The sequence below is a fragment of the Leucobacter manosquensis genome, from assembly GCF_018304845.1.
GTDB classification, from domain to species: domain Bacteria; phylum Actinomycetota; class Actinomycetes; order Actinomycetales; family Microbacteriaceae; genus Leucobacter; species Leucobacter alluvii.
The window spans coordinates 1,450,537-1,475,031 of sequence record NZ_JAFEVO010000001.1 but is presented as its reverse complement, the minus strand read 5'-3'; the positions used below and the strand labels follow the sequence as shown (position 1 = coordinate 1,475,031).

General features: G+C 69.8%; 22 protein-coding genes. 17 read left to right on the top strand and 5 right to left on the bottom strand.

The window, feature by feature from the left end:
* Positions 1–184: 184 nt before the first annotated feature.
* Positions 185–3,184: a hypothetical protein gene (locus tag JSQ98_RS06795; protein WP_211648925.1), complete on the top strand. Its 3,000-nt coding sequence runs from the start codon at positions 185–187 to the stop codon at positions 3,182–3,184.
* On the opposite strand, the gene JSQ98_RS06790 is transcribed toward JSQ98_RS06795, so the two are convergent.
* A complete protein-coding gene (locus JSQ98_RS06790; protein WP_211648924.1) occupies positions 3,181–4,344 on the bottom strand; it encodes a heparan-alpha-glucosaminide N-acetyltransferase domain-containing protein in 1,164 nt (387 codons plus the stop codon). The genes JSQ98_RS06795 and JSQ98_RS06790 overlap by 4 nt on opposite strands.
* Before the next feature lie 93 nt (positions 4,345–4,437).
* On the opposite strand from JSQ98_RS06790, the gene JSQ98_RS06785 reads away from it, so the two are divergent.
* Genes JSQ98_RS06785 through JSQ98_RS15235 form a run of 6 tightly spaced genes read left to right on the top strand, consistent with a single transcriptional unit; the run spans position 4,438 to position 8,453 of the window.
* Positions 4,438–6,054, top strand: a complete 1,617-nt coding sequence (locus tag JSQ98_RS06785; RefSeq protein ID WP_336662427.1) for a sodium-dependent transporter — start codon at positions 4,438–4,440, stop codon at positions 6,052–6,054.
* Positions 6,051–6,173, top strand: a complete 123-nt coding sequence (locus tag JSQ98_RS06780; RefSeq protein WP_090151163.1) for a methionine/alanine import family NSS transporter small subunit — start codon at positions 6,051–6,053, stop codon at positions 6,171–6,173. The genes JSQ98_RS06785 and JSQ98_RS06780 overlap by 4 nt, the downstream gene beginning before the upstream one ends.
* A 45-nt stretch (positions 6,174–6,218) precedes the next feature.
* On the top strand, positions 6,219–6,587 hold the full coding sequence (locus tag JSQ98_RS06775; protein ID WP_090151161.1) for a hypothetical protein: 369 nt from the start codon (positions 6,219–6,221) through the stop codon (positions 6,585–6,587).
* Complete coding sequence (locus tag JSQ98_RS06770; RefSeq protein WP_090151158.1) at positions 6,584–6,865, top strand: hypothetical protein; 282 nt, start codon at positions 6,584–6,586, stop codon at positions 6,863–6,865. The genes JSQ98_RS06775 and JSQ98_RS06770 overlap by 4 nt, the downstream gene beginning before the upstream one ends.
* Complete coding sequence (locus JSQ98_RS06765; protein ID WP_211648923.1) at positions 6,862–7,230, top strand: hypothetical protein; 369 nt, start codon at positions 6,862–6,864, stop codon at positions 7,228–7,230. Before JSQ98_RS06770 ends, JSQ98_RS06765 begins: the two co-directional genes overlap by 4 nt.
* The gene (locus JSQ98_RS15235; protein ID WP_211648921.1) at positions 7,224–8,453 is read left to right on the top strand and encodes a C2 family cysteine protease; all 1,230 of its coding nucleotides are present in this window, start codon (positions 7,224–7,226) and stop codon (positions 8,451–8,453) included. The genes JSQ98_RS06765 and JSQ98_RS15235 overlap by 7 nt, the downstream gene beginning before the upstream one ends.
* 95 nt (positions 8,454–8,548) lie before the next feature.
* Here JSQ98_RS15235 and JSQ98_RS06755 read toward each other — a convergent pair whose 3' ends face one another.
* Both JSQ98_RS06755 and JSQ98_RS06750 read right to left on the bottom strand, forming a co-directional pair.
* Positions 8,549–11,938: a beta strand repeat-containing protein gene (locus JSQ98_RS06755; RefSeq protein ID WP_211648919.1), complete on the bottom strand. Its 3,390-nt coding sequence runs from the start codon at positions 11,936–11,938 to the stop codon at positions 8,549–8,551.
* 196 nt (positions 11,939–12,134) lie between these two features.
* Entirely contained in the window at positions 12,135–12,593 is a 459-nt protein-coding gene (locus tag JSQ98_RS06750) for a DUF1801 domain-containing protein (RefSeq protein ID WP_211648917.1), read from the bottom strand.
* Positions 12,594–12,754: 161 nt separating this feature from the next.
* On the opposite strand from JSQ98_RS06750, the gene JSQ98_RS06745 reads away from it, so the two are divergent.
* A complete protein-coding gene (locus JSQ98_RS06745; RefSeq protein WP_211648916.1) occupies positions 12,755–13,972 on the top strand; it encodes an AI-2E family transporter in 1,218 nt (405 codons plus the stop codon).
* Positions 13,973–13,990: 18 nt separating this feature from the next.
* On the opposite strand, the gene JSQ98_RS06740 is transcribed toward JSQ98_RS06745, so the two are convergent.
* Positions 13,991–15,466 carry a dihydrolipoyl dehydrogenase family protein gene (locus JSQ98_RS06740; protein ID WP_211648915.1) on the bottom strand — a complete coding sequence of 492 codons (1,476 nt, stop codon included), beginning with the start codon at positions 15,464–15,466 and terminating at the stop codon, positions 13,991–13,993.
* A 289-nt stretch (positions 15,467–15,755) separates the two neighbouring features.
* On the opposite strand from JSQ98_RS06740, the gene JSQ98_RS06735 reads away from it, so the two are divergent.
* Genes JSQ98_RS06735 through JSQ98_RS06725 form a run of 3 tightly spaced genes read left to right on the top strand, consistent with a single transcriptional unit; the run spans position 15,756 to position 17,822 of the window.
* Positions 15,756–16,250 carry an FBP domain-containing protein gene (locus JSQ98_RS06735; protein ID WP_200331277.1) on the top strand — a complete coding sequence of 165 codons (495 nt, stop codon included), beginning with the start codon at positions 15,756–15,758 and terminating at the stop codon, positions 16,248–16,250.
* A gap of 32 nt (positions 16,251–16,282) precedes the next feature.
* Complete coding sequence (locus tag JSQ98_RS06730) at positions 16,283–17,257, top strand: zinc-binding dehydrogenase (protein WP_200331279.1); 975 nt, start codon at positions 16,283–16,285, stop codon at positions 17,255–17,257.
* Positions 17,244–17,822, top strand: a complete 579-nt coding sequence (locus JSQ98_RS06725; protein ID WP_211648914.1) for a YdeI/OmpD-associated family protein — start codon at positions 17,244–17,246, stop codon at positions 17,820–17,822. Before JSQ98_RS06730 ends, JSQ98_RS06725 begins: the two co-directional genes overlap by 14 nt.
* 12 nt (positions 17,823–17,834) lie before the next feature.
* On the opposite strand, the gene JSQ98_RS06720 is transcribed toward JSQ98_RS06725, so the two are convergent.
* Positions 17,835–18,836 carry an SDR family NAD(P)-dependent oxidoreductase gene (locus JSQ98_RS06720; RefSeq protein WP_211648913.1) on the bottom strand — a complete coding sequence of 334 codons (1,002 nt, stop codon included), beginning with the start codon at positions 18,834–18,836 and terminating at the stop codon, positions 17,835–17,837.
* A gap of 104 nt (positions 18,837–18,940) precedes the next feature.
* On the opposite strand from JSQ98_RS06720, the gene JSQ98_RS06715 reads away from it, so the two are divergent.
* From JSQ98_RS06715 to kdpC, 6 genes are all read left to right on the top strand, one after another.
* A complete protein-coding gene (locus JSQ98_RS06715) occupies positions 18,941–19,537 on the top strand; it encodes a TetR/AcrR family transcriptional regulator (protein ID WP_346728730.1) in 597 nt (198 codons plus the stop codon).
* Between the two features lie 80 nt (positions 19,538–19,617).
* The gene (locus tag JSQ98_RS06710; protein ID WP_211648912.1) at positions 19,618–19,851 is read left to right on the top strand and encodes a hypothetical protein; all 234 of its coding nucleotides are present in this window, start codon (positions 19,618–19,620) and stop codon (positions 19,849–19,851) included.
* Positions 19,848–19,937: a potassium-transporting ATPase subunit F gene (locus JSQ98_RS06705; protein ID WP_090151121.1), complete on the top strand. Its 90-nt coding sequence runs from the start codon at positions 19,848–19,850 to the stop codon at positions 19,935–19,937. Before JSQ98_RS06710 ends, JSQ98_RS06705 begins: the two co-directional genes overlap by 4 nt.
* On the top strand, positions 19,937–21,622 hold the full coding sequence (gene kdpA / locus JSQ98_RS06700) for a potassium-transporting ATPase subunit KdpA (RefSeq protein WP_211648911.1): 1,686 nt from the start codon (positions 19,937–19,939) through the stop codon (positions 21,620–21,622). Before JSQ98_RS06705 ends, kdpA begins: the two co-directional genes overlap by 1 nt.
* Positions 21,619–23,736: a potassium-transporting ATPase subunit KdpB gene (gene kdpB, locus JSQ98_RS06695; protein ID WP_211648910.1), complete on the top strand. Its 2,118-nt coding sequence runs from the start codon at positions 21,619–21,621 to the stop codon at positions 23,734–23,736. The genes kdpA and kdpB overlap by 4 nt, the downstream gene beginning before the upstream one ends.
* A gap of 57 nt (positions 23,737–23,793) precedes the next feature.
* A complete protein-coding gene (kdpC, locus tag JSQ98_RS06690; protein WP_211648909.1) occupies positions 23,794–24,495 on the top strand; it encodes a potassium-transporting ATPase subunit KdpC in 702 nt (233 codons plus the stop codon).

The following is a 24,495-nucleotide window of genomic DNA, read 5'->3' as shown; positions in this document are numbered from 1 at the left end:
TGTAACCCGCCATGGTCGGCGCCGAGCGTCAGAGATTCGGCGTCGGTGAGGCGATCGCCGGGGGATGCGTCTCACCGACGCCGGATCTCTCATCGACGCCGACGCACGCGGCCCTGCCGCAATCGGCGCCCCTTTGCTAGCGTAAGCCGCGTACGGGGCCCGATTCGAGAACGGCGAGTGAGCGATGACCGAAGACACCGGAACCAACGGCGGCACGGGCGACACGAGCGCCGACGACGATGACGATGACGGACTGCCCATCTTCGAGCCGCCGTTCGGCCTCGACGACGTGCCCGGCTTCTGCGAACGGCTCGTCGACCACTTGATCTCGACCGAGACCGGTGAGGAGTTCACGTTCGAGGGCGTCGAGGGCGAGCAGGCGCAGGGCGTCTGGATCCTGCCGCTCGGCGGCTACGACCCGAAAGAGGACCGGACGCTCACCGAGGGCGCCCCAGCAGACCGCGAGCTGCCGCCGGGCGGCTACGCCGAGGTCGCCGACACGTGGGCGCAGGGTGTGCGCCGGGTGCTGCGCGAGTCGTGGGGCACGCCGCTCGTGCGCACCCCCAAGCTCGTGGGGGTCTCGATGGAGCCTGAGGGCATTCTCGACTACCTCATGGTCGCGGTGCGGATCGAAGAGGCCGAGATGTGGGATCGCGGTGCGCTCTGCTGCGTGCTCCTCACCAGCTGGGACGGCGAGCCGATGACGAGCATGCTGCGCCAGATCCTCGTCGTCATGCCCCGCGAGTACGCCTTCGGCGGCATGGCGGTGCTCGCCGACGATGAGATCACGGTGCACGACCTCCTGATGCACGGCGAGCACCTCGCCGAGCTGCGCCGTCGCGCCTGGCTCATGAGCGCACTCGCCGGCCAGGGAGAGGTGCGCGTGCGCGACACCGCGCTCGAGGCGTCCCGCTTCAGCCTGCGGGCGAGGAACGGCACGACAACGGTGTGGACGTTCACCGATGACGGCCGCGCGCTGGTGCTCATGCAGGATCCCCAGTCCGATTTCGTCTCCAGCGCCGCCGAGCAGCTCATCGCCGATCAGCTCGCGGAGGCGGAGCACGCGGACGAGCCCTCCGAGGAGCAGCTGGAGGAGGCGCAGCTGATCCTCATCGCCCGCATGCTCGACGGCGTGCCCGAGGAGCTGCGCGAGCTGATCGCCGCCCGCACCGAGAACGGCCGCGGCGAGCCGGCCGAGCACGAGCTCGAGTTCCGCATGCTGGGCGACCAGCCGCTGCCGCTCATCTCGGGCGCCGTGTGGTTCGACGGGGAGCATTGGCGGGTGACGCGCAGTCTGCTCGAGATCGGCAGCCTCAACGACTTCGGCATGGACGACTTCGGATTCGCCGAGGCCGTGCGCAAGCCCTACCGCCTCGGCGGATCGTTCACCCTCGAGGACTTCTCGGGGCGCACCAGTGAGGATCGCCGCGCGCAGATCGAGCAGGTCTTCGCGGCGTGCCCGTACCCCGAGCAGCCGCGCCCGTCCGACGCTGAGCGCCTCGGCTACGGGCTGCCGCGCGACACGACCCACGCCGAGATGGTGCTGGAGATCGAGCGGGCGACCGAGAAGTGGTGGGATTTCGACCCGGAGCAGGTCGATGTGCAGGATCGCACGTTCCGCGTCGGCGGCCGCGAGCTGCGCGCCATGGGCGGCCGCGTGCTGCGCTCGGTGATCGCCCTCGCCGAGCCCTGGTCGGTCGACGTGCTGCAGGCCTGGGTCACGGAGCTGAGCGACGCGATGGAGGATCGGTGGGGGCCCGCCTTCGAGATGCAGGCGCGCGAACCGAAGACCGGCATGGAGCGCAAGACGCCGGTGGCGCGGGTGATGCGCGCGGTCGGGCTGATGAACGCGCCGATGTGGTGGGTGAACGGCCACGCGGTGCTGCTGATCGCGGGTGCTCCCGACCCGAGTTACGCCGAGGAGCCGCAGGCGATCATCGTGATCGGCCGAGCCGACGCGGTCATCGACCTGATGCGCGGCACCCGCACGTGGGAGCTGCGCCAGCGCACGCGGGTCGTCGGCGCGCTCGCCGCACAGGTGGCAGGCGAAGCCGCACCGCACGAGATCTCGTGGCGCGGGCCGAGCCTCGCGGGATCCGATCTGCGACCGAACGCGGTGCGCGGGCGCATCCGGGCCGACGATCACTACTGGGTGTGGCACTTCGCTCACGACGGGCGCGGACTGCTGATGTCCTATCCGGTCGATGACACCGCCGCGGCCGTCGCGCGGTCGTCGTTTGAGGATCAGGCCGAGCTCTTCCGCGGCGTTCCGGTCGACTTGCTGTCACTCGTGACGGACCGCGACCCCGCCGGCCTGTATCCGGTGGTGACGCGGCCGGGCAGTGCCGATCCGGATCGCCCGCCGATTCCCGGTCTGCTGCGCACCGCGACCTCGCTCCCTGCCGTGCAAGCCGTGTTCTGGCGCGACGAGAGTGATTGGCGCGCGTCGACGGGCATGCTGCAGCAGGTGCGGACGGGCACGGGCAACCCGTTCGCCACGCTCTACTCCGACGCGACCGGCGTACCGCAGCTGCAGTGGGCGGTCGGAGCGGGTGAGAGTCTCACCCCCGACATCCTCGCCGACGACCGCTACTCGAGCGTGGTATTCGGCAACCGGGTGACGCTCGACGAAGCCGAGGCGGCGTATGCGCAGCTCGGCGACGTGCACCAGGTCGCGCTCACGGGCACGCTGAACCAGTTTCTCGACACGGTACTCGGCATGCCGGCGCGCCGGTACGTGCTCGACGCCGCGCTCGCGAACCCCGACCCGCGCAACCGCCGCGAGCTCGCGATGCTGCTCCTCGAAGACGTCGACGACATCGACGCCTCGATCCAGCTCTCGCACCTGACGCCGATCAACGTGCTGTTCGAGAACCCGACGCTGGAGGCCGACGATCTGCTCCTGCTCATCCGACTGCTCGAAGCCGGCGCGCAGGCGGGCCCCGGGCTCGGCGGCCCGAGCGTCGCACGGCACCCGCTCGTGCAGCTGGCCGACCGCGACGCGGAGGAAGCCGAGTTCGAGCCGCTCGTGCACACGCTGCTCATGCGGGGCGAGCTCGACCTGCACGCCTCCGCGCTGCCCGACGGGCGCAGCGTGCTCGACTACGTGGAGGCCAGCGTGTTTCCGCACCGGTATTCGCGGGCGGGCCTCCTCGCCCAGCTGCGCGAGGCGGCAGCGGCTTAGCGCCGTCTCCACCGCGGCGCCTTGGTGAGCTTGCCGAGCACCCACTCCAGCGGGCCCTGACCCACGAGCAGCGCCCACGCCGTGCATCCCACCAGCACGCCCACCGTCATCGGCCAGAACGGGTCCAGCGCGCGGAATCCCTGCGACGGGTCGACGCCGGGGTCGCGCGCGGTCTCGGCCGCGATCCAGATCGCCCAGATGCCGATGTGCACGACGTAGGCGGTGAGCGGCATCGAACCGACCGCCCGCAGGGGCAACGCGATCCAGCGCAGGGGAGTCATGCACACGAGCACGGCGGCGCAGGTGATCGCGAGGGCGAATCCGCCAGAGCCGAGGGCCTCGCCGACCCCTGACGAGTGCGGTGCGTCGCTCAACGCGGCGACCCACCACTCCGTCGGGCCGACGACGACCGCGGCGAGACCGGCGGGGCCGACCACGCCGTATCCGACGACGGCGAGAACGATGCCCGCCGCGAGCAGCGGCCACGCGAACTTCCACGAGCGCATCAGCAGCGCCCCGGTCGCCATGCCGCAGAGCATGAACGCCAGCCACAGCGGAAGCGGGTAGTTCCAGGCGATGAGGCGGAGCGACTCCTCGACTGACACCGGATCGTCGCTGCGGGCGACCATCGAGTTGATCCACCACACGACGAACGGAGCACCGACGGCGAGCACCGCCGCGAGGGCGAGCAGATGCCGTGCGGCGAGCGAGGTGAAGGGGATCGCCAGCACGAAGAGCGCGCCGTACGCGGGAAGGATGACGTACACGGGCACATCGAGATCGTCGAGCCAGACCCCGAGCAGCCAGAGCAGGATGCCGCGCAGCAGCAACTGCGTGCGGAGCCCCCAGAGCGGCCCCGACCGATCGACCGACTCGGCCGCGCCCACTCGACGACGCCGAGACGCCGCCGAGATGATGCCGAGCGACACCCCAGCGAGCATCGCGAAGAGCACCGCGGACCGGCCCTCGACGAGCCCCGACCACGTGCCGGGATCTCCCCACTCCAACGGTGTGATCACGGCGAGGTGCGCGGCGAAGACCCCGACCACGGCCAACCCGCGCGCGAGATCCACTCCGGCGAGGCGGTGCGGGGGCTCCAGCCGGGAGATCTGCGCGCGAAAGCGCGAAGCGAGAATAGTGATGCCGTTATTCTCGCTCACGGCCAGAAGCGAGAACAAGCGGCGCGATATTCTCGCTTCCCACCCAGCGGGGCGCTGATCGCGAGGGGCCGTCCGGCCTGCTACCGTATCTGCGTGACTGAATCGGTGAAGACCAGTGCGCCCGAACGCGAGACGTGGGGGCGGCGCAGCGCCTTCATCATCGCGGCCATCAGCTCGGCCGTCGGGCTCGGCAACATCTGGCGATTCCCCGGTGTCGCCTACGAGAACGGCGGCGGGGCGTTCCTGATCCCGTATCTCGTCGCCTTCTTGACCGCCGGTCTGCCGATCCTCTTCCTCGACTACGCGATCGGCCACAAGTACCGCGCGGCGCCGCCGCTCGCCTTCAAGCGGCTCAATCGCAAGGCAGAGCCGCTCGGCTGGTGGCAGGTGGGCGTGTCCTTCCTGATCCTCACCTACTACGCGGTGATCATCGCCTGGGCGCTCGGCTTCGTCTGGTTCAGCTTCGGCCGCCAGTGGGGCGACGACGCGGTCGGCTTCTTCACCGGCGAGTACCTGCAGCTCGCAGAGGCGCCCGGCGTGACCTTCGACTTCGTGCCCGCCGTGCTCATCACACTGCTCATCGTGTGGATCGCCGCGATCATCGTGATGTCGCTGGGGCTCCGCCGCGGTCTCGATCGCGCGAACCGCATCACGCTGCCGCTGCTCGTCATCGTCTTCGTGATCATCGTCGTCTACGCGATGACGCTGCCCGGCGCCTGGGACGGCATCAATCAGTTCTTCGAACCCGACTTCGCCGCCCTCGCGAATCCCGCGGTGTGGCTCGCCGCTTACGGCCACATCTTCTTCTCCTTCTCGATCGCCTTCGGCATCATGCTCACGTACTCCTCGTACATGAAGCGGCGCAGCGACCTCGCCGGCTCCGGCCTCGTCGTCGCCTTCGCGAACTGCGCGTTCGAGATCCTCGCGGGCATCGGCGTGTTCGCGGCACTCGGGTTCCTGGCCTACTCGCAGAACGTGCAGATCGACGACCTCGAAGGGTTGAGCGGTGTCGCGCTCGCCTTCATGACGTTCCCCACACTCCTCAGCGAGATGCCGGCGGGCGCCTTCATGGGGGTGCTGTTCTTCGGATCGCTCGTGCTCGCCGGGTTCTCGTCGCTGCTGTCGATCTACCAGGTGGTCACCGGGTCGCTGCAGGACAAGACCGGCTGGTCGACCCGCCGCGTCGCGGTCACCGTCGGTCTCGCGGCAGGCATCCCCTCCGTGCTGCTGTTCGGCACGTCGTCCGGGCTCAACGTCCTCGATGTGCTCGACGCGTTCGTCAACAACATCGGCGTCACCGGCTCGGCCGTCGCGACGCTCGTGCTCGTCGCGTGGGTGTTCCGCGCCGTACCGAGCCTGCGCTCGCACCTCAACGCCCTGTCGTCGCTGAAGCTCGGCCGGGTGTGGACGATCGCCGTGACGGCGGTGACCCCCGTGATTCTCGCGGTCATCCTGGTGCGCGGCGTCGCCGAGTACCTCACAGAGGGCTACGGCGGGTTCCCGACCTGGTTCATCACGACGATCGGGTGGGGCGCCATCGCCCTGCTCGCGATCTTCTCGTTCGCGATGAGCTACCGCAGGTACCGCCGCTCCGATGCCGATACGTTCGTTCCCGATGAACCCGAGCAACTGCACACGGAGATGAACGATCTCATCACGGTCGCCAAGGAAGCCTCAGCCACTCGCCGAAACTCAGGGGGAACACGATGACCACCAGCGCACTCGTCATGATGGCGCTCTCCATCGGCATTCTGTGGGGCGGGCTCGCCTGGGCGATCCTGCGCCTGCGCAAGCACCCCGACGTGAGCGGGGTCGACGACGAGGCGTGACGGTCGCCGTATGATGTCACGCAGGGAACTCGGGGGAGGGCAAGCGTGACGATCGCGATCGATGCCGACGACGTGGCGACCATTCGCAAGCATCTGCGAACCGCTGCAGAAGACGTCGGTGAGGCTGTTCCGCAGCTGCCGGGCGCGGCGGCGTTCGGGCCGCAGGTGCTCGGCAGCGCCGTCGCATCGTTCGAAGCGGCGATGCGCCGCGAGGCCGACCGACTCGCTGAGCGGTGGGCGGCGCTCGACACGGGGGTGCGCGACACCCTCGACGATATGAGCGCGGTCGAAGACGAGCTCGTCGCCGGAATCGGGCGATACGGTGCGGTCTTCGGTGCGGCCGCGGGTGCTGCAGGGAGCGACATGGTCGGTGGCGGCGCCGACGCGCCCCGCACTGATGGGCCGCTCCGGTGACCGGGGCTCCCGAGCTGCTGCGGCAGGGCGCGCAACGGCGCGGTACGAGCTGCTCGATCGGCTTCATCGCGACGAAGCTGCGGCCGTCCGACGCTGGCGGGGGAATCGCGGCACGCCTCGGCATCTCGAGCCGGGAGGGCCGCACCACGGTCGAGCTCGGCCCCGGCGAGTCAGCGGCCCTGCCGGGCGGTGGGTCGGTGCACGTCGTCGACATCTTCGTCAGCCCGGATGGCACGCAGACCGCCGCAGCGATCGAGGTCGCGGAGCCGGACGCATGAGCCGCGGGCGCAGGATCGCCGTGATCGTCGGCGGGGCCGCCGTCGCAGGGGCGGTCGTGGCCGTCGGGTGGCTCGGCTTCGCCGGGATCGAGCGCACGGTGGTCGCGGGCACGCAGTCTCGGATCTGCGGGACGATGGTCGGCGTCTCATCCGTCGAGCCCGGTCACTCGGTGCGCGTGCTCGGCCCCTCGGACGCGACGCTGGCCGTCGGGGATCGGGCGCGCGTGCATGCGCTCTGCGTCGTCGAGGTCGTCGGAATCGAGGGCCAGCATGCCGAGGGTGCGGATGTCGACCGTGCGGATGCCGAGGGTGCGGATGCCGAGGGTGCAGCAGAGCGCGTGCGACTGAGGTGGCGGCTGTGGTGAGCTCGTTCGGCGATCCGGCGGCCGTCGAGGCCGCCGCTGCTGCGCTGCACACCGGGGCGCAGGCCGCAGAGCGCGCCCGGAACGAGGCCGCGCGTGCGCGGCCGGACACCTGGACCGGTGCCGCTGCAGACGCATACGCCGCTGCTGCCTCGGAGACGCTGCCCGAAAGCCTGCGCATCGCGGACGCGCTCGAAAGGGCGGCCGGCACGCTGCGCCGGTACGCGGCCGTCCAGCGGGAGGCGCAGTCGCAGTACGACGAGGCCCAGGGCGATGTGGATCGCGCGGCCCGGGCGCTGCGGAGCAACCCGCTCGACATTCCGGCAGCGCTCTCCGTTGCGCGCGCGGAGCTCGCCGCGTTCGGCGCGCTCGGGCAGGTGCAGCAGGCGGCGTCGACGGCGGCCGATGAACTGCGTGCCGCGATCGGCGAGGAGGGCGACGGCCGACCCTGGTGGGATCCGTTCGGGTGGTTCAACGATCCAGAGGATCCCGACGAGCGCGTCTCGGACAACATCCTCGACGACGACGCATTCGACCCCGATGACGTCGCGCAGGGCAGCATCGGCGACTGCTTCATGCTCAGCTCGATCGTGTCGCTGCTGGACAGCGACGAGGGCGACGAGTTCATTCGCGACAACGTGCGCTGGGACCCCGAGAAGGAGGGGTACTGGGTGACGCTCTACTCGAACGGGGAGCCGCAGGAGGTCTTCGTCGAGCACGTCTTCGACAACGGGGCGAAGCAGAGCGACTGGGACTGGTGGATCTTCGGCGGCGACAAGCCCTCGATCGCGGCGCTGTACGAGGCGGCGATCCGTCAGGAGTACGGGTACGACTTCATCGACGGCGGAGTGCCGGCCGAGGCCATGGAGATCATCACCGGTCACCCCGTCGACGTGATCGAGAACAGCAACTACGCCGGGCTCGACCCCGAACAGGTCGACGACCTCAGAGAGGTGCTCGACGACGGCGGGCAGGTCGTGATCTCGTCGCCGAGAAGCGGCGATCACCAGATCACGGTCACCGACGCCGACGGCAACTCGCGTGACGTCGACGTCGTGACCTCGCACTCCTACGTCATCACCCGCATCGACCCCGACGGAAGCGTATGGATGCGCAACCCGTGGGGGCCGGGCAACAGCGCCGACGGCGGCGGCGAGTTCCGCGTCAGCCCGGAAGACGTCGAAGATCTCTTCTGGCGGGCGACGATGACGAACGTCACCGAGTAATCACGAGACGTCGCCGAGAGACGGCAGTGCCCCCGGAACCAGAACGGTTCCGGGGGCACTGCCGTCGGAGCGGCCCTCCGGGGAGGGGCGCGCCGCTAGCCGATGGTGCGTCGGCGCCGCAGCGTCAGCGTCAGTCCGCCCACGAGGCCGGCGGCCAGCAGCAGCATCGCGCCGAGGGCGGCAATGGGAGCCGTGTCGGTTCCGGTTGCGGCCAGGCCGGCGTCGCCCGATCCGGCACTGCCCGATCCTGCGCCGTCAGCGGCTCCCGATCCACCGGGTGCTGCTGCCCCGGCAGCCGGAGCCTCCACGTATCCTTCGAACGCGAAGGTGAGCGGTTCGCCCGTTCCGTTGTCGACCGTGATGATGAAGGAGTAGGGCCCCTCATGCAGCGGCGTACCGCTCAGGACTCCCGTGATGGGATCGAGTGAGACGCCCTCGGGCAGCAGGCCGCTCGAGACGCGGTACGTCGGCGCGGGATCCGAATCGACGCCCTCGCTGAGATCGATCTCGAAGTGCTTGCCCTGCTGCAGCTGCGGCAGCTTGACCGCGCTCCCCGCGGCGTGCGCGGGTGACTTCACGACGGTGCCCGTGAACTCGTGCGAGATCGCTGCGCCAACGCCATTCGACGCGGAGACCGTGAAGGCGAACGCGCCGGACGCCGTCGGCGTACCCGTGATCGCACCGGTGAGGGCGTTCAGGGCGAGCCCGGATGGGAGGGAGCCGGCGGTGACGGAGTACGTCGCTGCAGGAGTGCCCTCGGCGAAGACGCCGTCGGCGAACGCCGTGCCCACACGCAGGCCACCGAGGGTCGTGTCGACCCAGACGGGGGCTGCGGTGACGATGCCGGTGAGTTCGAGCGGCACGGGATCGCCGATGCCGTTCGACGCACCGAGCGTCACCGTGTAGGAGCCGGGTGTCGTCGGCGTGCCCGTGATCTCGCCCGTCGACTCGTTCAGCACGAGCCCCTCCGGCAGCGCGCCCGACAGGATCGAGTACGTGGGAGTCGGGGTTCCAGTCGCGGTGAAGATCGTAGAGACTACGACTCCGGTCTGGAGCGCGAGACCCTCGTGAGCGTCCCACACCGGTGCCTGATCCACGACGCCGGAGAACTCCCGGGTAGTGGTGCTGCCGATGCCGTTCGACGCCGTGACCGTGAAGGAGTACTCACCTGCAGCAACGGGCGAACCGCTGAACTCGCCCGTGATGGGGTTGAGCGAGACGCCCTGGGGCAGCTTGCCGGCAGTCACCAGGTAGACGGGAGCGGGGGTGCCGCTGGCCTGCAGGGTGCCGATCGCGTCGGCGCCCACGACCCAGTGCCCGGGTTCACCGGTGATCGCGCCCGGAGCCGCGGTGACCGTGCCGGAGACGCTGAGTCCCTGCGTACCCTGCGTGTTCGACGCGAGAATGATGAAGGAGTACGCGCCCGGGGTGGTGGGCGTGCCGGTGACGCGACCCGTGGCCGCGTCGAGCGTGAGCCCGTCGGGCAGCTCGCCCGAGCTGATCGAGTAGGTCGGCGTCGGAGTGCCGGCAGCGGTGAAGGTCACGTCGAGCGCTTCGCCGACCTGTGGGCTCCAGCCGACGGTCACGTTCCAGTTCGGAGCCTGCTCGACGGTCCCGGTGAACTCGCGCGTCGTCGCCGTCCCGATGCCGTTCGAAGCGGTCACGGTGAACGCGTACGCCCCGGACTCCGTCGGGGTGCCCGAGAACGCTCCCGTCTTCGGGTCGAGCGTCACGCCCGCGGGAAGTGCGCCAGCGGTGATGGTGAAGCTCGGCGCGGGGGCGCCGGTCGCCGCGACGGCGCCCGCTGCGGCGGTGCCGACGACGAACTGCCCGGGTGCACCGGTGATCGCGCCGGGCGCCTGATTCACGGTTCCGGTGACCATGAGGTCGTCGGTGCCGGTCGGGTTCGTGGCGCGCAGCGTGAAGGTGTAGTCGCCGGCCGTGGTCGGGGTGCCCGATACGACGCCTGTCGTCGCGTTCAGGGTGAGGCCGTCTGGCAGTCCGCCGTCGACGACCGAGTACGTCGGCTTGGTCGCCCCGCTCGCGGTGAACGCCACCGAGACGGGGGTTCCGACGACGGGGTTGCCGAGCGACTGCTGGTTCCAGACCGGGGCCGCGGGAGCGCCGCAGGTGAAGCCGTTGAGCGGTGCCGAGACCTGCGTGGTCTGGCCGATGGCATTCACCTTCGTGACGCTGACGCGCAGCTGGCTGCCGGACGACTCGACGAGGTAGCAGCTCGCGCCGGTCGCGCCTGCGATCGGGGTGGCCGCCGCGCCGTTCGCCGACTGCGTCCACTGCACGCGCGTCTCCGTGATCGGCGAGCCGCCGTCGAGCCAGGTGCCCTCGTCGAAGGAGATGGTGCTGCCCTCCGTCAGGGATCCGGTGAAGTACGGCAGACCGGCGTTGACGGGCGCGGTGCGGGCGGCGAGCACGCGGAATGAGCGGGCGGTGCTCTCCGCGGGCACGTATTCGGCGTTGCCGGCCTGGTTCGCGACGATCGTGCAGGTGCCGACGTTGCCGGTGAAGGTCACCGTGCTGCCGTTGACCGCGCAGATCGACGTGGTGCTCGTGCTGAATGTGACGGCGCCGCCCGGGGCGGTCGCGCTCACGGTTCGTGCGCCATCCGTGACCACGTGGTCGGAGAGCTGATCGAAGTCGATCGGGTTCGCGAGCCCGAGCTTGAGCACACTATCGACGTACATGTAGGAGCCCAGAGCGAGACCGCCGGTGCGGTCGTAGCTGCCGTTCACGAAGCGGAAGCGGTAGGTGCCGTCCGCGGGAATCACCTTGCTGGTCGTCGTCCAGTTCTGGGTGCCACCGCGTCCGTAAGCGATCAAGGTGTGGTCGGCTTCAGTGCCGTATCCCGTACCGTCCACCTTGACCAGGAATGCGTAGATTTCGTAGTCGTCTGACTGCTTCTCCGCGGCCCAGTCGAACGAGACCGCTTGCCCCAGCTTCGCATCGAACGGCTTCGAGTACACGTCGGGGCCGAACGACGAGCAGTACGCCGGTATGCCGTCCCAATCGTTGCCGAACGTGCAGCCCAGGCTCGACTGCATCTGCATCACACCCGAGCGGCCGCCGAAGGCGATGCTCGGGTTCGAGGAGTAGCCCTGACTCGTTAGAGTGCGCTCTTGCCCCTCGTGCTGCCACGCGGGGTAACTTGAGTCGCCGTAGTTCACGTCGGTCACGAACTCGTAGGGCTCCTTCGACTTCGCGTCGGTGCCGCGCACGGTGTACGGGCCGATGCCGCTGATCGACACCGCGCCGCGCTGCGAGCGGCTGGCGAGATCGCCGAGCACGACGCGGTTGTTGTTCGGCGCCTCGAACTGGATGCTCTCGACCGCGGCCTGAGCGGGCTGCGCGGTGCCGAGCGCGAGCCCGGAGAATGCGATCGCAGCCGTAGCGGCGATGGCGATGACGCGGCTGGCGCGCGATCGCAGACGGTGCGTGCGTGTGTGCGGCACGCCGATGGTTGACAACATGTGCTCCCAGATACCCGTGCGACATGTCGAGCGATCGTCATGTCTGAATCATCAATGATCAAGTCGTGATCGCTCACTCCCCGCGTGAAACTTAGCGGAAGCTGAAACATGCGCGTTCATGTTCTGGGAGAAATCACCCCCGCTTTCACCCGGTCTCCCTGGTTCGGGGGAGCGCGGAGCACCGGGGGAGCAGCGGCTATGAGTCCGAAGACACCCGGCGCACCACCTCGGTGAGCGTTTTCCAGGCGGCGTCAGTCGGTTCGATGAGCGCCCACGAGGTCGGCCGGAATCCGCTCGCCTCGTCGAGTTCGGCGTGCGGGCTCACCCCGAACGTCGAGTAGCGCAGCTTGTCCATCTGGCCGCTGCGGAAGAACACGATCACCTTGCCGTCGCGCGCGTAGCCGGGCTGACCGTAGTAGAGCTTCGGAGCCAGGCCGGGGGCTTCCTCGGCCACGATCCGGTGCACGCGCTCGGCCATCCGCCGGTCCTCATCGGGCATCGACTCGATCTTGGCTGCGACCTCCGCCGCCTCCGCTGCCGCCTTCTCCGCGTTCTTGGCGCGTTTCGCCTCCGCCTGCAGCTCCGCGGCTCGTGCGCGCATCGAGGCGCGCTCTTCGCGGGAGAATCCATCGCCGTCGTTCTGCTGCTGCGCCATCGTCGCTCCTCCGAACCACCGCACCCGTGCGCGCGTCGTTGCGGCCAACGGTAGCGCGACACGCGGCGACCCACAACGGGATGAGCTTGACCCGGACCCTGCCGAGTGATCCACTGGCAGCAGGCGGCGCTGAGCTCTGAGCCGCGACGAGGGGGAACGACATGCTGCGGTGGTGGACTGCGAAAGACGGCGCAGACAAGGTCGGCGCAGATGAGCTGCCGACTACGGCGGCCTCCAGCCCGGGGTACATCCCGTGGGGCAACGGCGCGCGTATCAATCCGTTCACCTTCGGTCTGCTCGGAGCGCTGGGGGTGCTCGTCGCGCTGCTCATCGGCGCGATCATCGGGCAACTCGGCACAGTGCTCGTCTACGTCGGCGTCGCCCTCTTCCTCTCGCTCGGTCTCGACCCCATCGTGTCGCGCATCGAGCGTCGGCTGCCGAGAGGCGCGGCGGTCGCGGTCGTCGTCGGCGGAGTGCTCCTGGCCTGCGCTGGCATACTGCTCGCGATCGTGCCGGTGCTCGTGAAGCAGATCGGCAACCTGGTCGAGAACGCCCCGCAGATGGTCGGCGACGTCATCCACTCCGACTGGTACGCGTGGCTCACCGATCAGCTCGGCACGAATTTCGACAATGCCATCTCGGGCGCGCTCGACTTCCTGCAGGATCCCACGAACCTCGGCGAGATCGGCGGCGGCATCGTTGCGGTCGGAGCCGGCATCGCGGGCGGCGTGACCGGGGTCATCATCGTGCTGATCCTGACCCTCTACTTCATGGCATCGATGCGGGCGATGAAGCGGCTCGTCGTGCGATTCGTGCCCGCCTACCACCGACCCCGCTTCCGGGAGCTGCTCGAAGACGTCTCGGGTGCGGTCGGACGCTATGTGATCGGGCAGGTGAGCCTCGCGCTCTGCAACGGTGTGCTCAGCCTCATCTTCCTGAGCATCGTCGATGCACCGCTCCCGGCGCTGCTGGCGCTGATCGCGTTCGTCGGATCGCTGATCCCGCTGGTGGGCACGCTCTCCGCATCGATCATCATCACCGCGGTCTGCTTGGTGAACTCGCCGACGACCGCCCTCATCGCGGGTATCTACTATCTCGTCTACATGCAGATCGAGGCATACGTGCTGAGCCCGCGCATCATGAGCCGAGCGGTCGCCGTACCCGGATCCCTCGTCGTGATCGCAGCCGTCGGCGGCGGTGCACTCGGCGGCATTCTCGGCGCGCTCGTCGCGATCCCCGTCGCGGCGAGCGTCATCATCATCGTGCAGAAGGTCGTCTTCCCCGCGCAAGACATGAAGCGACTCCCGCCGGGGGAGCGAGCGGTGAGCGAGCCCGAGGCCGAAGCGCAGGCCGAGGCGCTACCGACCACCGGCGCGTGACCCTGGCGCAGGATCGCCCTACTGCTCGACCTGCTCGTTCGAACGCCCGTACGTCTCGAGCAGCCGCAGCCAGATCTCGCTGATCGTCGGATACGACGGCACCGCGTGCCAGAGCCGTTCGAGCGGAACCTCGCCGACGATGGCCACCGTGGCCGAGTGGAGGAGCTCGTGCACGTCGGAGCCGACGAAGGTCGCGCCGACGAGCACCCCGCGATCCTCGTCGACGACCATGCGCGCCGTGCCGCGGTACCCGTCGGCGTGCAGGCTCGCACCGGCGACGCTGCCGATCTCGAAGTCGACGACCCGCGTCAAGACGCCCTGCTTCTCCGCTTCGGCCGCGGTCAATCCGACCGAGGCGACGGGCGGATCGGTGAATGTGACCTGGGGCACCGCGGCGTGGTCGGCGGTCGCGACGTGGCGCCCCCAGCGCTCATCGTGCAGCGCAGTGCCGTTCGCGCGGGCGGCGATCGCGTCGCCGGCCGCACGCGCCTGGTACTTGCCCTGGTGCGTGAGGAGCGCGCGGTGATTGACATCGCCCACGGCGTAGAGCCAGTCGCCGGCGAGGGGTGTGCCGTCGGCGCCGAGCACGAGCAAGGTGTCGTCGGTTTCGAGCCAGCGACCGGGCTCGAGTCCGATCCGCTCCACGCCGAGGTCGGAGGTGCGGGGCACCCGGCCGGTTGCGACGAGGATCTCGTCGGCTTCGACCACATCGCCGTCGTCGGTCGTGACGCGCACCACGCCGTCGTCGCCGCGCTCGACCGACGCGGGCGAGGTGCGGAGACGGAGGTCGACGCCGAGCTCGCGCAGCGCCGCACCGACCAGTTCGCCGGCGAACGGCTCCTGGCCCGAGAGCAGCTCGCTCCGCACGAGAGCGGTCACGTGCGAACCGAGCGACGCGAAGGCGGTGGCGAGCTCGGCCGCGATCACGCCCCCGCCGATGATGGCGAGTCGCGAGGGGATCTGCTCTGCGCTGGTCGCTTCGCGGTTCGTCCAGGGGCTCGATTCGGCGAGTCCCGGAATGTCGGGAAGGAGCGCCGCCGAGCCGGTCGCGACGACGACGGCATGCCGGGCGCTGAGCACGCGCTCGCTCGCCGCCTCGGTCGCCGCGCTCTCCGCAGACCGCACGGTGACCTCTCGCTCGCCCGAGATCACTCCGTGACCGCGCACGAGGTCGATGCCGGCACTCGCCACCCACTCGACCTGGCCCGAATCGTCCCACCCGTTCGTGAAGGCATCGCGACGGCGCAGCACCGCAGCTGCGTCGACCGGGCCAGTGACGGCCTGCTTCGCGCCCTCCAGTCGGCCGGCGGCGCGCACGGCTTCACTCGAACGCAGCAGGGCCTTCGACGGCATGCACGCCCAGTAGGAGCACTCGCCGCCGACGAGCTCGGCCTCGATCAGCGCGACCGTGAGACCGCCCTGGACGGCCCGGTCTGCCACGTTCTCGCCGACGGGGCCGGCACCGATCACAATGACGTCGTATTCACTGGGCATGGTACTCCTTCTCGATCGCGGCGGTGCTGACCGCATGCTACCGTGGTCGGGTGAACGGTACGAAGCAGACGGCCTTCGGGCGTCAGGAGGTCGGCGGCGGAGCATCCGCCCTCGACAGCTGATCGATCGCTCGGCGATGCGAGCCGCAGGTGCGGCCCCGCCGAGACGCGCTTCCGCGCCCGATCCGGGCGCGCTCCCCATCACACACCGGCCTCTTCCGACGCCGTCGCTCGCCGCGCACCTCTGCCGCGGCCGCACCTCGGAACGCCCCGTACGAACAGGTTCTCCCATGCTCCCGCTCACCGCGGCATCCATCCGCTCCAGCTTCGTCAACGCCTCACGGAAAGAGGTCTCCGTCGCCGGGCTCCCCGAAGACCTCGAGGCCCGCGACTGGGATGCGCTCGACTACTTCGGCTGGCATGATCCGAAATTCGCCAAGCGCGCCTATGTCGTGCTGCCCGCGCCCGACGGCACCCCGACCGGCATCCTGCTGCGGCAGGCCGACGCATCGCCGCAGCGACGGCAGATCTGCGAGTGGTGCCGCGACGCGCGGCTGATCAACGAGGTCGTGTTCTTCTCCGCGCGCCGCGTCGGCGAATCGGGCCGCCGGGGCAACACCGTCGGCACTCTCGTCTGCCGGAACTTCCAGTGCTCCTGGGTCGTGCGCACCGACCCGCCCGTGCCGTACGACGGATTCGACATGGCGGCCGATCGGGAGCGGCGCATCGAGCGCCTGCAGCAGCGGGTCGCCGGGTTCGCCGACATGCTGGTCACCGGGCGCTAGCGGTGGCGGGCGGCCGGGTCTAGCGTTGAGGCATGCGCGCCATCGTCATCACAGCAGATCACCGGCTCGAACTCGCCGACGTGCCCGAACCGGCAGCAGGCGACGGCGAGATCCTCATCGACGTCGTCGCTGCGGGGGTGAATCGCGCCGACGTCGCCCAGGCGGCCGGCCAGTACCCGCCCCCGCCCGGAGCCTCCGAACTGCCGGGGCTCGAAGTGTCCGGGCGCCGCCGCGACACCGGCGAGGCCGTCGTCGCGCTGCTCGCGGGCGGGGGATACGCGGAGGTCGTCGCCGTGCCAGAAGCGCAAGTGCTGCCGGCGCCGCCGGCGCTCTCGCTCGCGGAGGCCGGCGGCATCATCGAGGTGGCGGCGACCGTGGTGTCGAACCTCGTGATCGAGGGCGGATTGCGGGCGGAGCCCGCTGGCGGCGACGGGGGAGCGGCCCCCGAGCCCCAGACCGTGCTGATCCACGGCGGCACGGGCGGCATCGGCACCTTCGCGATCCAGTTCGCCAGCGCCCTCGGAGCGCGTGTGCTGACGACGGTCGGATCGGACGCGGCCGTCGACGAGGTGCGACGACTCGGAGCGAGCGAAGCATGGAACCGGCACACGACCGACGTGGTGGCGGCGGTTCGCGAGGCGGGCGGAGCGGACATCATCCTCGACGTGATCGGCGGCCCCGCCTTGAACGACAACGTCGCCATGCTGCGCGAGTTCGGGCGGCTCGTCATCATCGGCACGATGGGAGGCGCGACCGGCGAGCTGAACGTCGGAGCCCTGATGGGCAAGCGCGCCCGGGTCATCGGCACCACCGTCCGCTCGCGCGAGCCGCACGACAAGCAGCGGATCCTCGAGCGGACGGCAGAGCTCGTCTGGCCGCTGCTCGAGAACGGCGAAGTCACGCTGCCCGTGCACGCCCGCGTGCCGCTCGCGGACGCCGCACGGGCGCACGAGGTGCTCCGCGCGGGCGGACATCTCGGCAAGGTGATTCTCGATGTCGGAGAGTGAAGCTGCTGCCGAGCCGCTCATCTTCGCGGACGCGGCGGCGTGGCGCGCCTGGCTCGAAGTCCACGAAGACGCGCACGACGGCGGATGGGTGGTGCTCGCCAAGAAAGGCACCACCGCGCCGACGTCGCTGAGCTACCAGGAGGCGCTCGAAGTGGCGCTCTGCAGCGGGTGGATCGACGGCCAGAAGCAGTCGCGCGACGCCGCGACGTTTCAGCAGCGCTTCACTCCGCGGCGAGCCCGCTCGATGTGGTCGAAGCGGAACGTCGACATCATCGCCCGGCTCGACAGCGAGGGGCTGCTGCGCCCGCGCGGGCGGGCGGAAGTGGCGCGGGCACAGGCCGACGGGCGCTGGGAGCGCGCCTACGCCGGGTCCGCGAGCATGGTCGAACCCGAGGAGCTCACGAGCGCGCTCGCCGCCGAGCCGGCCGCGCGGGCCGCCTTCGACGCGCTGAGCCGGAGCGCGCGCTACAGCGCCCTCCACCCGATCGTCACCGCCGTGCGGGCGGAGACGCGGGTGAAACGCGTCGCCGCGCTCGTCGAGCAGCTGCGGCAGGCTTCTGGCTGATCCGGCTCGTGCCTACTGCACCGACCAGCCCCCATCCGATGCGAGGATCGCGCCGTTGATGTTCACCGCGTCGTCGGAGAGCAGGAACGTGATCGATGCGGCGAGGTGCTCGGCCGTGGCGATGGTGGGAATGGTCTGCTGGAACGGGGCCAGTCGAGCGGAGCCCTCCTCCGACATGTTCGGCGGCATCGGGATGCCCGTGGCGACACCGCCGGGGGCGACTGCGTTCACGCGGATGCCCTTCGGCCCGTACATGAACGCCGCCGATTTCGTGACGCCCACGATGCCGTGCTTGCTCGCCGTGTAGGCGTTGCCCGAAGCGTTTCCACGCAGCGCGGCCTCGCTCGCCACGTTCAGGATCGCGCCGTGCCCGGCAGCCTCCATCGCCGGCAGTACCGCGCGAATCAGCTTGAACGGCGCCGTGAGATTGATCGCGATCACCCGATCCCAGACCGCGTCGGGCGTCTCGCCCGCCGGCGAGAAGTCGTCGTTGATGCCGGCGACATTCGCGAGCCCGTCGATCCGTTGGCCTGCCGCTGCGATCACGCGGTCGATCGCGTCCTGCTGCGTGAGGTCGCCAGCGACAGCGACGATGTCGGCTGCGGGCAGTTCCGCGACGAGTGCGTCGAGCTTCTCGGCCGCGATGTCGCAGGCGATGATGCGGCCGCCCTCCCGTGCGATGCGCGAAGCCGTCGCCTTGCCGATGCCCGACGCTGCGCCGGTCACGATGACCGTCTTGCCGTCGAATCTGCCGGGGGTGACGCGCTCGCTCCACCCGGTCGCCGCGGGCGCATCGGGCATCTCCCCGCCGTTCGCCGCGCGCACCAGGTCGTCGACGACCGACTGCGGCATCGCGCCCTGGCTGAGGACGACGAGCTGCTGGAGGGGGAGCCCGAGCACGGGGGCCAGCGAGTCGGGGTCTGCCCCGGACTGCGCGAGGAGCCCGCGCACGAGCTCGCCTCCCGCCGGATCTGCGAGCCAATCGCCGATGCTGGACTGAGCGGTGAGTGCCATGATGTCTCCTTCGGTGGGAGCGGGCGCGAGGGGAGGCGCGCGAAGCATGTTTCGCAACGGTGCGTCCACTAATGAAACACGTTACACCCGGGTAGCCTGATTGCGTGCCGAGACCTCGTAGTGAATCCGCCCGCCAGGCGGTGCTCGCCGCGATGCGACGCGCGGTCGCCGGAGCGGGGTACGAGGCGCTCACCATCGAGCAGCTCGCAGCCGACGCGGAGGTCTCGAAGCAGACGATCTATCGCTGGTGGCCGACGAAGGCGGCCATTCTGGGTGAGGCGCTCGTAGCAGGGGTACTGCCGGCATCCCTCCCGCGACCGACTGCAGCAGGCGACGACGCCCCCGACCTCGCGAACGATCTGCTCGCCTGGCTCACGGCCTCCTCGCGACAGCTCCAGCAAACTGAGGGTCTCGGAGTGGCTCGCGCGCTGATCGCCGTCACCGCCTCAGACCCGGCCGTCGGGGCGGCGCTCAATGAGCGCCTCGTGGCTCCGATCCGCGACTGGGTGCAGCAGCTCATCGAGCGCGCCGCCGCGCACGGCGCGCTGCGAGAGGGCGTCGACGCGATCCTGCTCGCCGATCACCTCATCGCGATCACCGCGTATGCGGCGCTCACCGGCACGGTGCACAGCGAACAGCGCCTGCGCGGCATCGTCGACCAAGTCATGCACGGAATCGTCGCGCCGCCGCCCGTCCGCTAAGCCGGCGCCGACTTCGGGGCTCCCGCTGATCGCGCACCGCCCCGAGATCGGGCCCGATCCCGAATGTGCTCGCACCGCCCGTGAGCGTTGCGTCAGCATCCGCGCGAACGCCGTATGGATTCCGTGAGGATCGCCCGGCGCCCCGCGCCGCGGGTGTTCGATCAGGAGATGAGCCCGATGGACGGGCCCCCGGCCGGAGCATCGGTCGGCGCTTCTCGATTGGAGATCCCGTGTTGGATCTGGTCACCGTACTGGGCATGATCGCGGTCTTCGCGCTCATCGGCGTGCTGGGCAAGGCGGTGGAACGACTGTGATCGTCTTCGAACTGCTTGCCGCCGTGCTGGCCCTCGGCGCACTCGCGTACCTCATCGTCGCGCTCGTGAAACCCGAGCGATTCTGATGGCCACCACCACCGCGCTCCTGGCGCTCGCATCGATCGCGACCGTCGCACTCGTGCTCGTCGCCCTCTACCGGCCGTTCGGCGACTACCTCGCCTGGACCTACACGTCTCGGAAGCACTGGCGCGTCGAACGGATCATCTACCGCATCATCGGGGTCGACGGACAGACCGAGCAGACCTGGCGCGCCTACCTGCGCGGCGTGCTCGTCATCTCCGCCGTCGGCGTGCTCATCGTGTACGCGCTGCAGCGGCTGCAGCCGTGGCTGCCCTACGCCCTCGGTCTCCCCGCGCCGTCGGAGCACCTCTCGTTCAACACGGCGGCGTCGTTCGTCACCAACACGAACTGGCAGTCGTATTCGCCCGAGCAGACGCTGGGATACGCCGTGCAGATCGCGGGCCTCGCCGTGCAGAACTTCGTCTCGGCCGCCGTCGGCATGGCGGTCGCGATCGCGCTCGTGCGCGGTTTCGCCGCGCGCCGCTCCGGCACGATCGGGAACTTCTGGGTCGACCTCACCCGCGGCACGGTCCGCGTGCTGCTGCCCCTGGCGACGCTCGCCGCCGTCGTGCTCGCGCTGGGCGGCGTCGTGCAGAACTTCGCCGGATTCACCGATGTGACAACGCTCACCGGGGCGACGCAGAGCATTCCCGGCGGCCCCGTCGCCTCCCAGGAGGCGATCAAGCTCCTCGGAACGAACGGCGGCGGATTCTTCAACGCCAACTCGGCCCATCCGTTCGAGAACCCGACGCCGTGGACAAGTCTGGTGCAGATCGTGCTCATGCTGCTGATCCCGTTCAGCATGCCGCGTGCATTCGGGCGCATGGTCGGCGATCCTCGCCAGGGCGTCGCGATCGTGAGCGTAATGGGGGTGCTGTACCTCGCATCCTTCACCCTCCTCACACTGCTCGAGAGCGCGGGTCGCGGAACGGCGCCCGAGCTCGCCGGGGGCGCCCTCGAGGGCAAGGAGTGGCGCTTCGGCATCGTGGGGTCGACGCTGTTCGCGACGACCAGCACGGGAACGTCGACGGGGGCCGTGAACTCGATGCACGACTCGTACACCGCGCTCGGCGGGATGCTGCCGATGCTGAACATGATGCTCGGCGAGGTGTCGCCAGGCGGCGTCGGATCGGGGCTCTACGCCATTCTCGTGCTCGCCATCATCACCGTCTTCATCGCCGGCCTGCTCATCGGCCGCACGCCGGAGTACCTCGGCAAGAAGATCGGCACTCGCGAGATCAAGCTCGGGGCCATGTACATCCTCGTCACGCCGACACTGGTGCTCGCAGGCACAGCGCTGAGCTTCGCGCTGCCGGGGGTGCGCGACGACGTCGTCTCGACGTCGATCTGGAACCCCGGGACGCACGGCCTCTCCGAAGTGCTCTACGCATTCACCTCCGCGGCGAACAACAACGGCTCGGCCTTCGCCGGACTCACTGCGAACACACCCTGGATGAACAGCGCCCTCGGCGTCGCGATGCTGCTCGGCCGCTTCGTGCCGATCGTGCTCGTGCTCGCGCTCGCCGGTTCGCTGGCGGCGCAGGATCGTGTGCCGACCACTGCCGGCACACTGCCCACCCACCGGCCGCTGTTCATCGGCATGCTCACCGCGGTGACCGTGCTCGTCACCGCACTCACCTTCTTTCCCGTTCTCGCGCTGGGTCCCCTGGCTGAAGGGCTGATGTCATGATCGCCATGCTCCGCGCCGCACTTCCCGGCGCTCTCCGAAAACTCGACCCCCGCCAGCAGTGGCGCAACCCGGTGATGTTCATCGTGTGGGTCGGGGCGGCGCTCACCACGGTGCTCGCCGTGGCGGAGCCGCTCCTCGGCGGACCGCAGGACTCGGGCGGTTCCCCGGTGCCGGGCGCCTTCACCTGGGCGATCGCCCTCTGGCTGTGGGTGACGGTGCTGTTCGCCAATCTCGCCGAATCCGTCGCCGAGGGGCGCGGGAAGGCGCAGGCAGATTCGCTGCGTCAGACCCGGTCGACCACCACTGCCCAGCGCATCGCGCACTACGACGCCACCGGCGACGCGGCGGCGCAGCGCGCCGAGCTGGAGCCGGTCGCCTCTTCGGATCTGCGTCTCGGCGACCACGTCGTCGTGCAGGCCGGCGAGCTGATCCCGGGTGACGGCGACATCGTCTGGGGGATCGCCTCGGTCGACGAATCGGCGATCACGGGCGAATCGGCCCCCGTGGTGCGCGAGTCCGGCGGCGACCGATCGGCGGTCACCGGCGGCACGCGAGTGCTCTCCGATCGCGTCGTCGTGCGCATCACGTCGATGCCGGGCGAGACCTTCGTCGACCGCATGATCGCGCTGGTCGAGGGCGCAGCCCGCCAGAAGACGCCGAACGAGGTCGCCCTGAACATCCTCCTCGCGAGTCTCTCGATCATCTTCGTGGTCGTGGCGCTCACCCTGAACCCGATCGCGAGCTACGCGGCGGCGCCGGTCAGCGTGACCGTGCTCGTCGCACTGCTGGTGTGCCTGATTCCGACGACGATCGGCGCCCTGCTGAGCGCCATCGGGATCGCGGGGATGGATCGCCTCGTGCAGCGCAACGTGCTCGCCATGTCGGGGCGCGCGGTCGAGGCGGCGGGCGACGTGACGACGCTGCTGCTCGACAAGACGGGGACGATCACCTACGGCAACCGCCGAGCGAGCGCGTTCCTGCGACTCGACGGAGTGCGAGAGCACGAGCTCATCGACGCGGCCGCACTGTCGTCGCTCGCTGATCCCACACCCGAGGGGGTCTCGATCGTGGAACTCGCCGACGCGGAAGGCGGACGCTTCGACCGGTCACCGTCGGGCGAGATCGTGCCCTTCACCGCACAGACCCGCATGTCGGGGCTGGACCTCCCCGACGGCACGCGGATCCGCAAGGGTGCCGGGTCGGCGATCCTCGCCTGGGTCGAGGCGGCCGAGGAATCGGGGGAGTCGAACGGGGCGGGGGCCCCGAACGGCGTTCCCGAGCCGGTGCGCGTCGAACTGGAGCAGCGCGTCGCCGAGGTCTCTCAGAGCGGCGGCACGCCCCTGGTCGTCGCCGAGCAGCGCCCCGGCGGCCCGGCGCGGATCCTGGGCGTCGTCCACCTGAAGGACGTCGTCAAGGAGGGCCTCCCCGCGAAGTTCGAGGAACTCAGGGCGATGGGGATCCGGACCGTCATGATCACCGGTGACAATCCGCTCACCGCAGCCGCCATCGCCCGCGAGGCCGGCGTCGACGACTTCCTCGCGGAGGCGACCCCCGAAGACAAACTCGCCTACATCCGCAAGGAGCAGGAGGGCGGCAACCTGGTCGCGATGACCGGAGACGGCACGAACGACGCGCCGGCGCTCGCTCAAGCCGATGTCGGGGTCGCGATGAACACGGGCACCTCAGCGGCGAAAGAGGCCGGCAACATGGTCGACCTCGACTCCGACCCGTCGAAACTCATCGACATCGTGCGCATCGGCAAGCAACTCCTCATCACTCGCGGCGCGCTCACGACATTCTCGATCGCGAACGACGTCGCCAAGTACTTCGCCATCATCCCGGCGATGTTCATGGGCGTCTTCCCGCAACTCGCAGTGCTCAACATCATGGGGCTGCACTCGCCGGCCTCGGCGGTGCTCTCGGCGATCATCTTCAACGCCATCGTGATCGTGTTCCTCATCCCGCTCGCACTGCGCGGAGTCCGCTTCCGCGCCGGAAACGCCTCGCAGATCCTCGGACGAAACCTCGCGATCTACGGCCTCGGCGGGCTCATCACCCCGTTCGCGGGCATCTGGCTCATCGATCAGGTCGTCCGCCTGATCCCCGGGTTCTGACATGCGACGACCCCGCTCCCATCCCACCGCTCCGCACCTCACAGAAAGGCGACTCACATGCACGCACGCACTCGTCTCCCCGGTCGTCCGCTGATCCGCACGCTCGGCGTCGCGCTCCGCGCAATGGCCCTCTGCACACTCGCCCTCGGCATCGCGTACCCGCTGCTCATCACGGGCGTCGCGCACCTGGTCGCACCCGCGCAAGCCGCAGGATCGCTCGTCACCGGACCGAGCGGCGACGTCGTCGGATCATCGCTCCTCGGACAGCCGTTCGCCGACGACGACGGCGCGCCGTCGGCCGAGTACTTCCAGCCCCGACCTTCGGCAGCGGGCGACGGATACGACGGCGCCGCGTCCTCCGGGTCGAACCTCGGCCCGGAACACGCCGACCTCATCGCCGCGATCGAAGAGCGACGCACCGAGATCGCCGACTTCAACGGCGTCTCCGAAGCTGCGGTTCCCGCCGACGCCGTCACCGCGTCGGCCTCCGGCCTCGACCCGCACATCAGCCCCGCGTACGCGGAGATCCAGGTAGACCGGGTCGCCGCAGCACGAGGCCTCGATGCGGCCGACGTGCGATCGATCGTCGCGGAGCACACGAGTTCGGCGGATCTCGGATTCCTCGGACAGCCACGAGTCAATATCCTGGAGCTCAACGTGGCGCTCGACGCCGCGCACCCCGCACCGGCAACCGAATCGCAGCTCGATGAGCAGCAGGACGCGAAGCCCAGCGGGTCGTCCGGCGAATCCGAGGAGTGA

Bases quoted from the DNA above. Each gene is read 5' to 3' on its own strand.
- JSQ98_RS06795 (WP_211648925.1), top strand. From the start codon at position 185: ATGACCGAAGACACCGGAACCAACGGCGGCACGGGCGACACGAGCGCC.
- JSQ98_RS06780 (WP_090151163.1), top strand. From the start codon at position 6,051: ATGACCACCAGCGCACTCGTCATGATGGCGCTCTCCATCGGCATTCTG.
- JSQ98_RS06765 (WP_211648923.1), top strand. From the start codon at position 6,862: ATGAGCCGCGGGCGCAGGATCGCCGTGATCGTCGGCGGGGCCGCCGTC.
- JSQ98_RS06755 (WP_211648919.1), bottom strand. From the start codon at position 11,938: ATGTTGTCAACCATCGGCGTGCCGCACACACGCACGCACCGTCTGCGA.
- JSQ98_RS06750 (WP_211648917.1), bottom strand. From the start codon at position 12,593: ATGGCGCAGCAGCAGAACGACGGCGATGGATTCTCCCGCGAAGAGCGC.
- JSQ98_RS06745 (WP_211648916.1), top strand. From the start codon at position 12,755: ATGCTGCGGTGGTGGACTGCGAAAGACGGCGCAGACAAGGTCGGCGCA.
- JSQ98_RS06740 (WP_211648915.1), bottom strand. From the start codon at position 15,466: ATGCCCAGTGAATACGACGTCATTGTGATCGGTGCCGGCCCCGTCGGC.
- JSQ98_RS06735 (WP_200331277.1), top strand. From the start codon at position 15,756: ATGCTCCCGCTCACCGCGGCATCCATCCGCTCCAGCTTCGTCAACGCC.
- JSQ98_RS06730 (WP_200331279.1), top strand. From the start codon at position 16,283: ATGCGCGCCATCGTCATCACAGCAGATCACCGGCTCGAACTCGCCGAC.
- JSQ98_RS06725 (WP_211648914.1), top strand. From the start codon at position 17,244: ATGTCGGAGAGTGAAGCTGCTGCCGAGCCGCTCATCTTCGCGGACGCG.
- JSQ98_RS06720 (WP_211648913.1), bottom strand. From the start codon at position 18,836: ATGGCACTCACCGCTCAGTCCAGCATCGGCGATTGGCTCGCAGATCCG.
- kdpA (WP_211648911.1), top strand. From the start codon at position 19,937: ATGGCCACCACCACCGCGCTCCTGGCGCTCGCATCGATCGCGACCGTC.
- kdpB (WP_211648910.1), top strand. From the start codon at position 21,619: ATGATCGCCATGCTCCGCGCCGCACTTCCCGGCGCTCTCCGAAAACTC.
- kdpC (WP_211648909.1), top strand. From the start codon at position 23,794: ATGCACGCACGCACTCGTCTCCCCGGTCGTCCGCTGATCCGCACGCTC.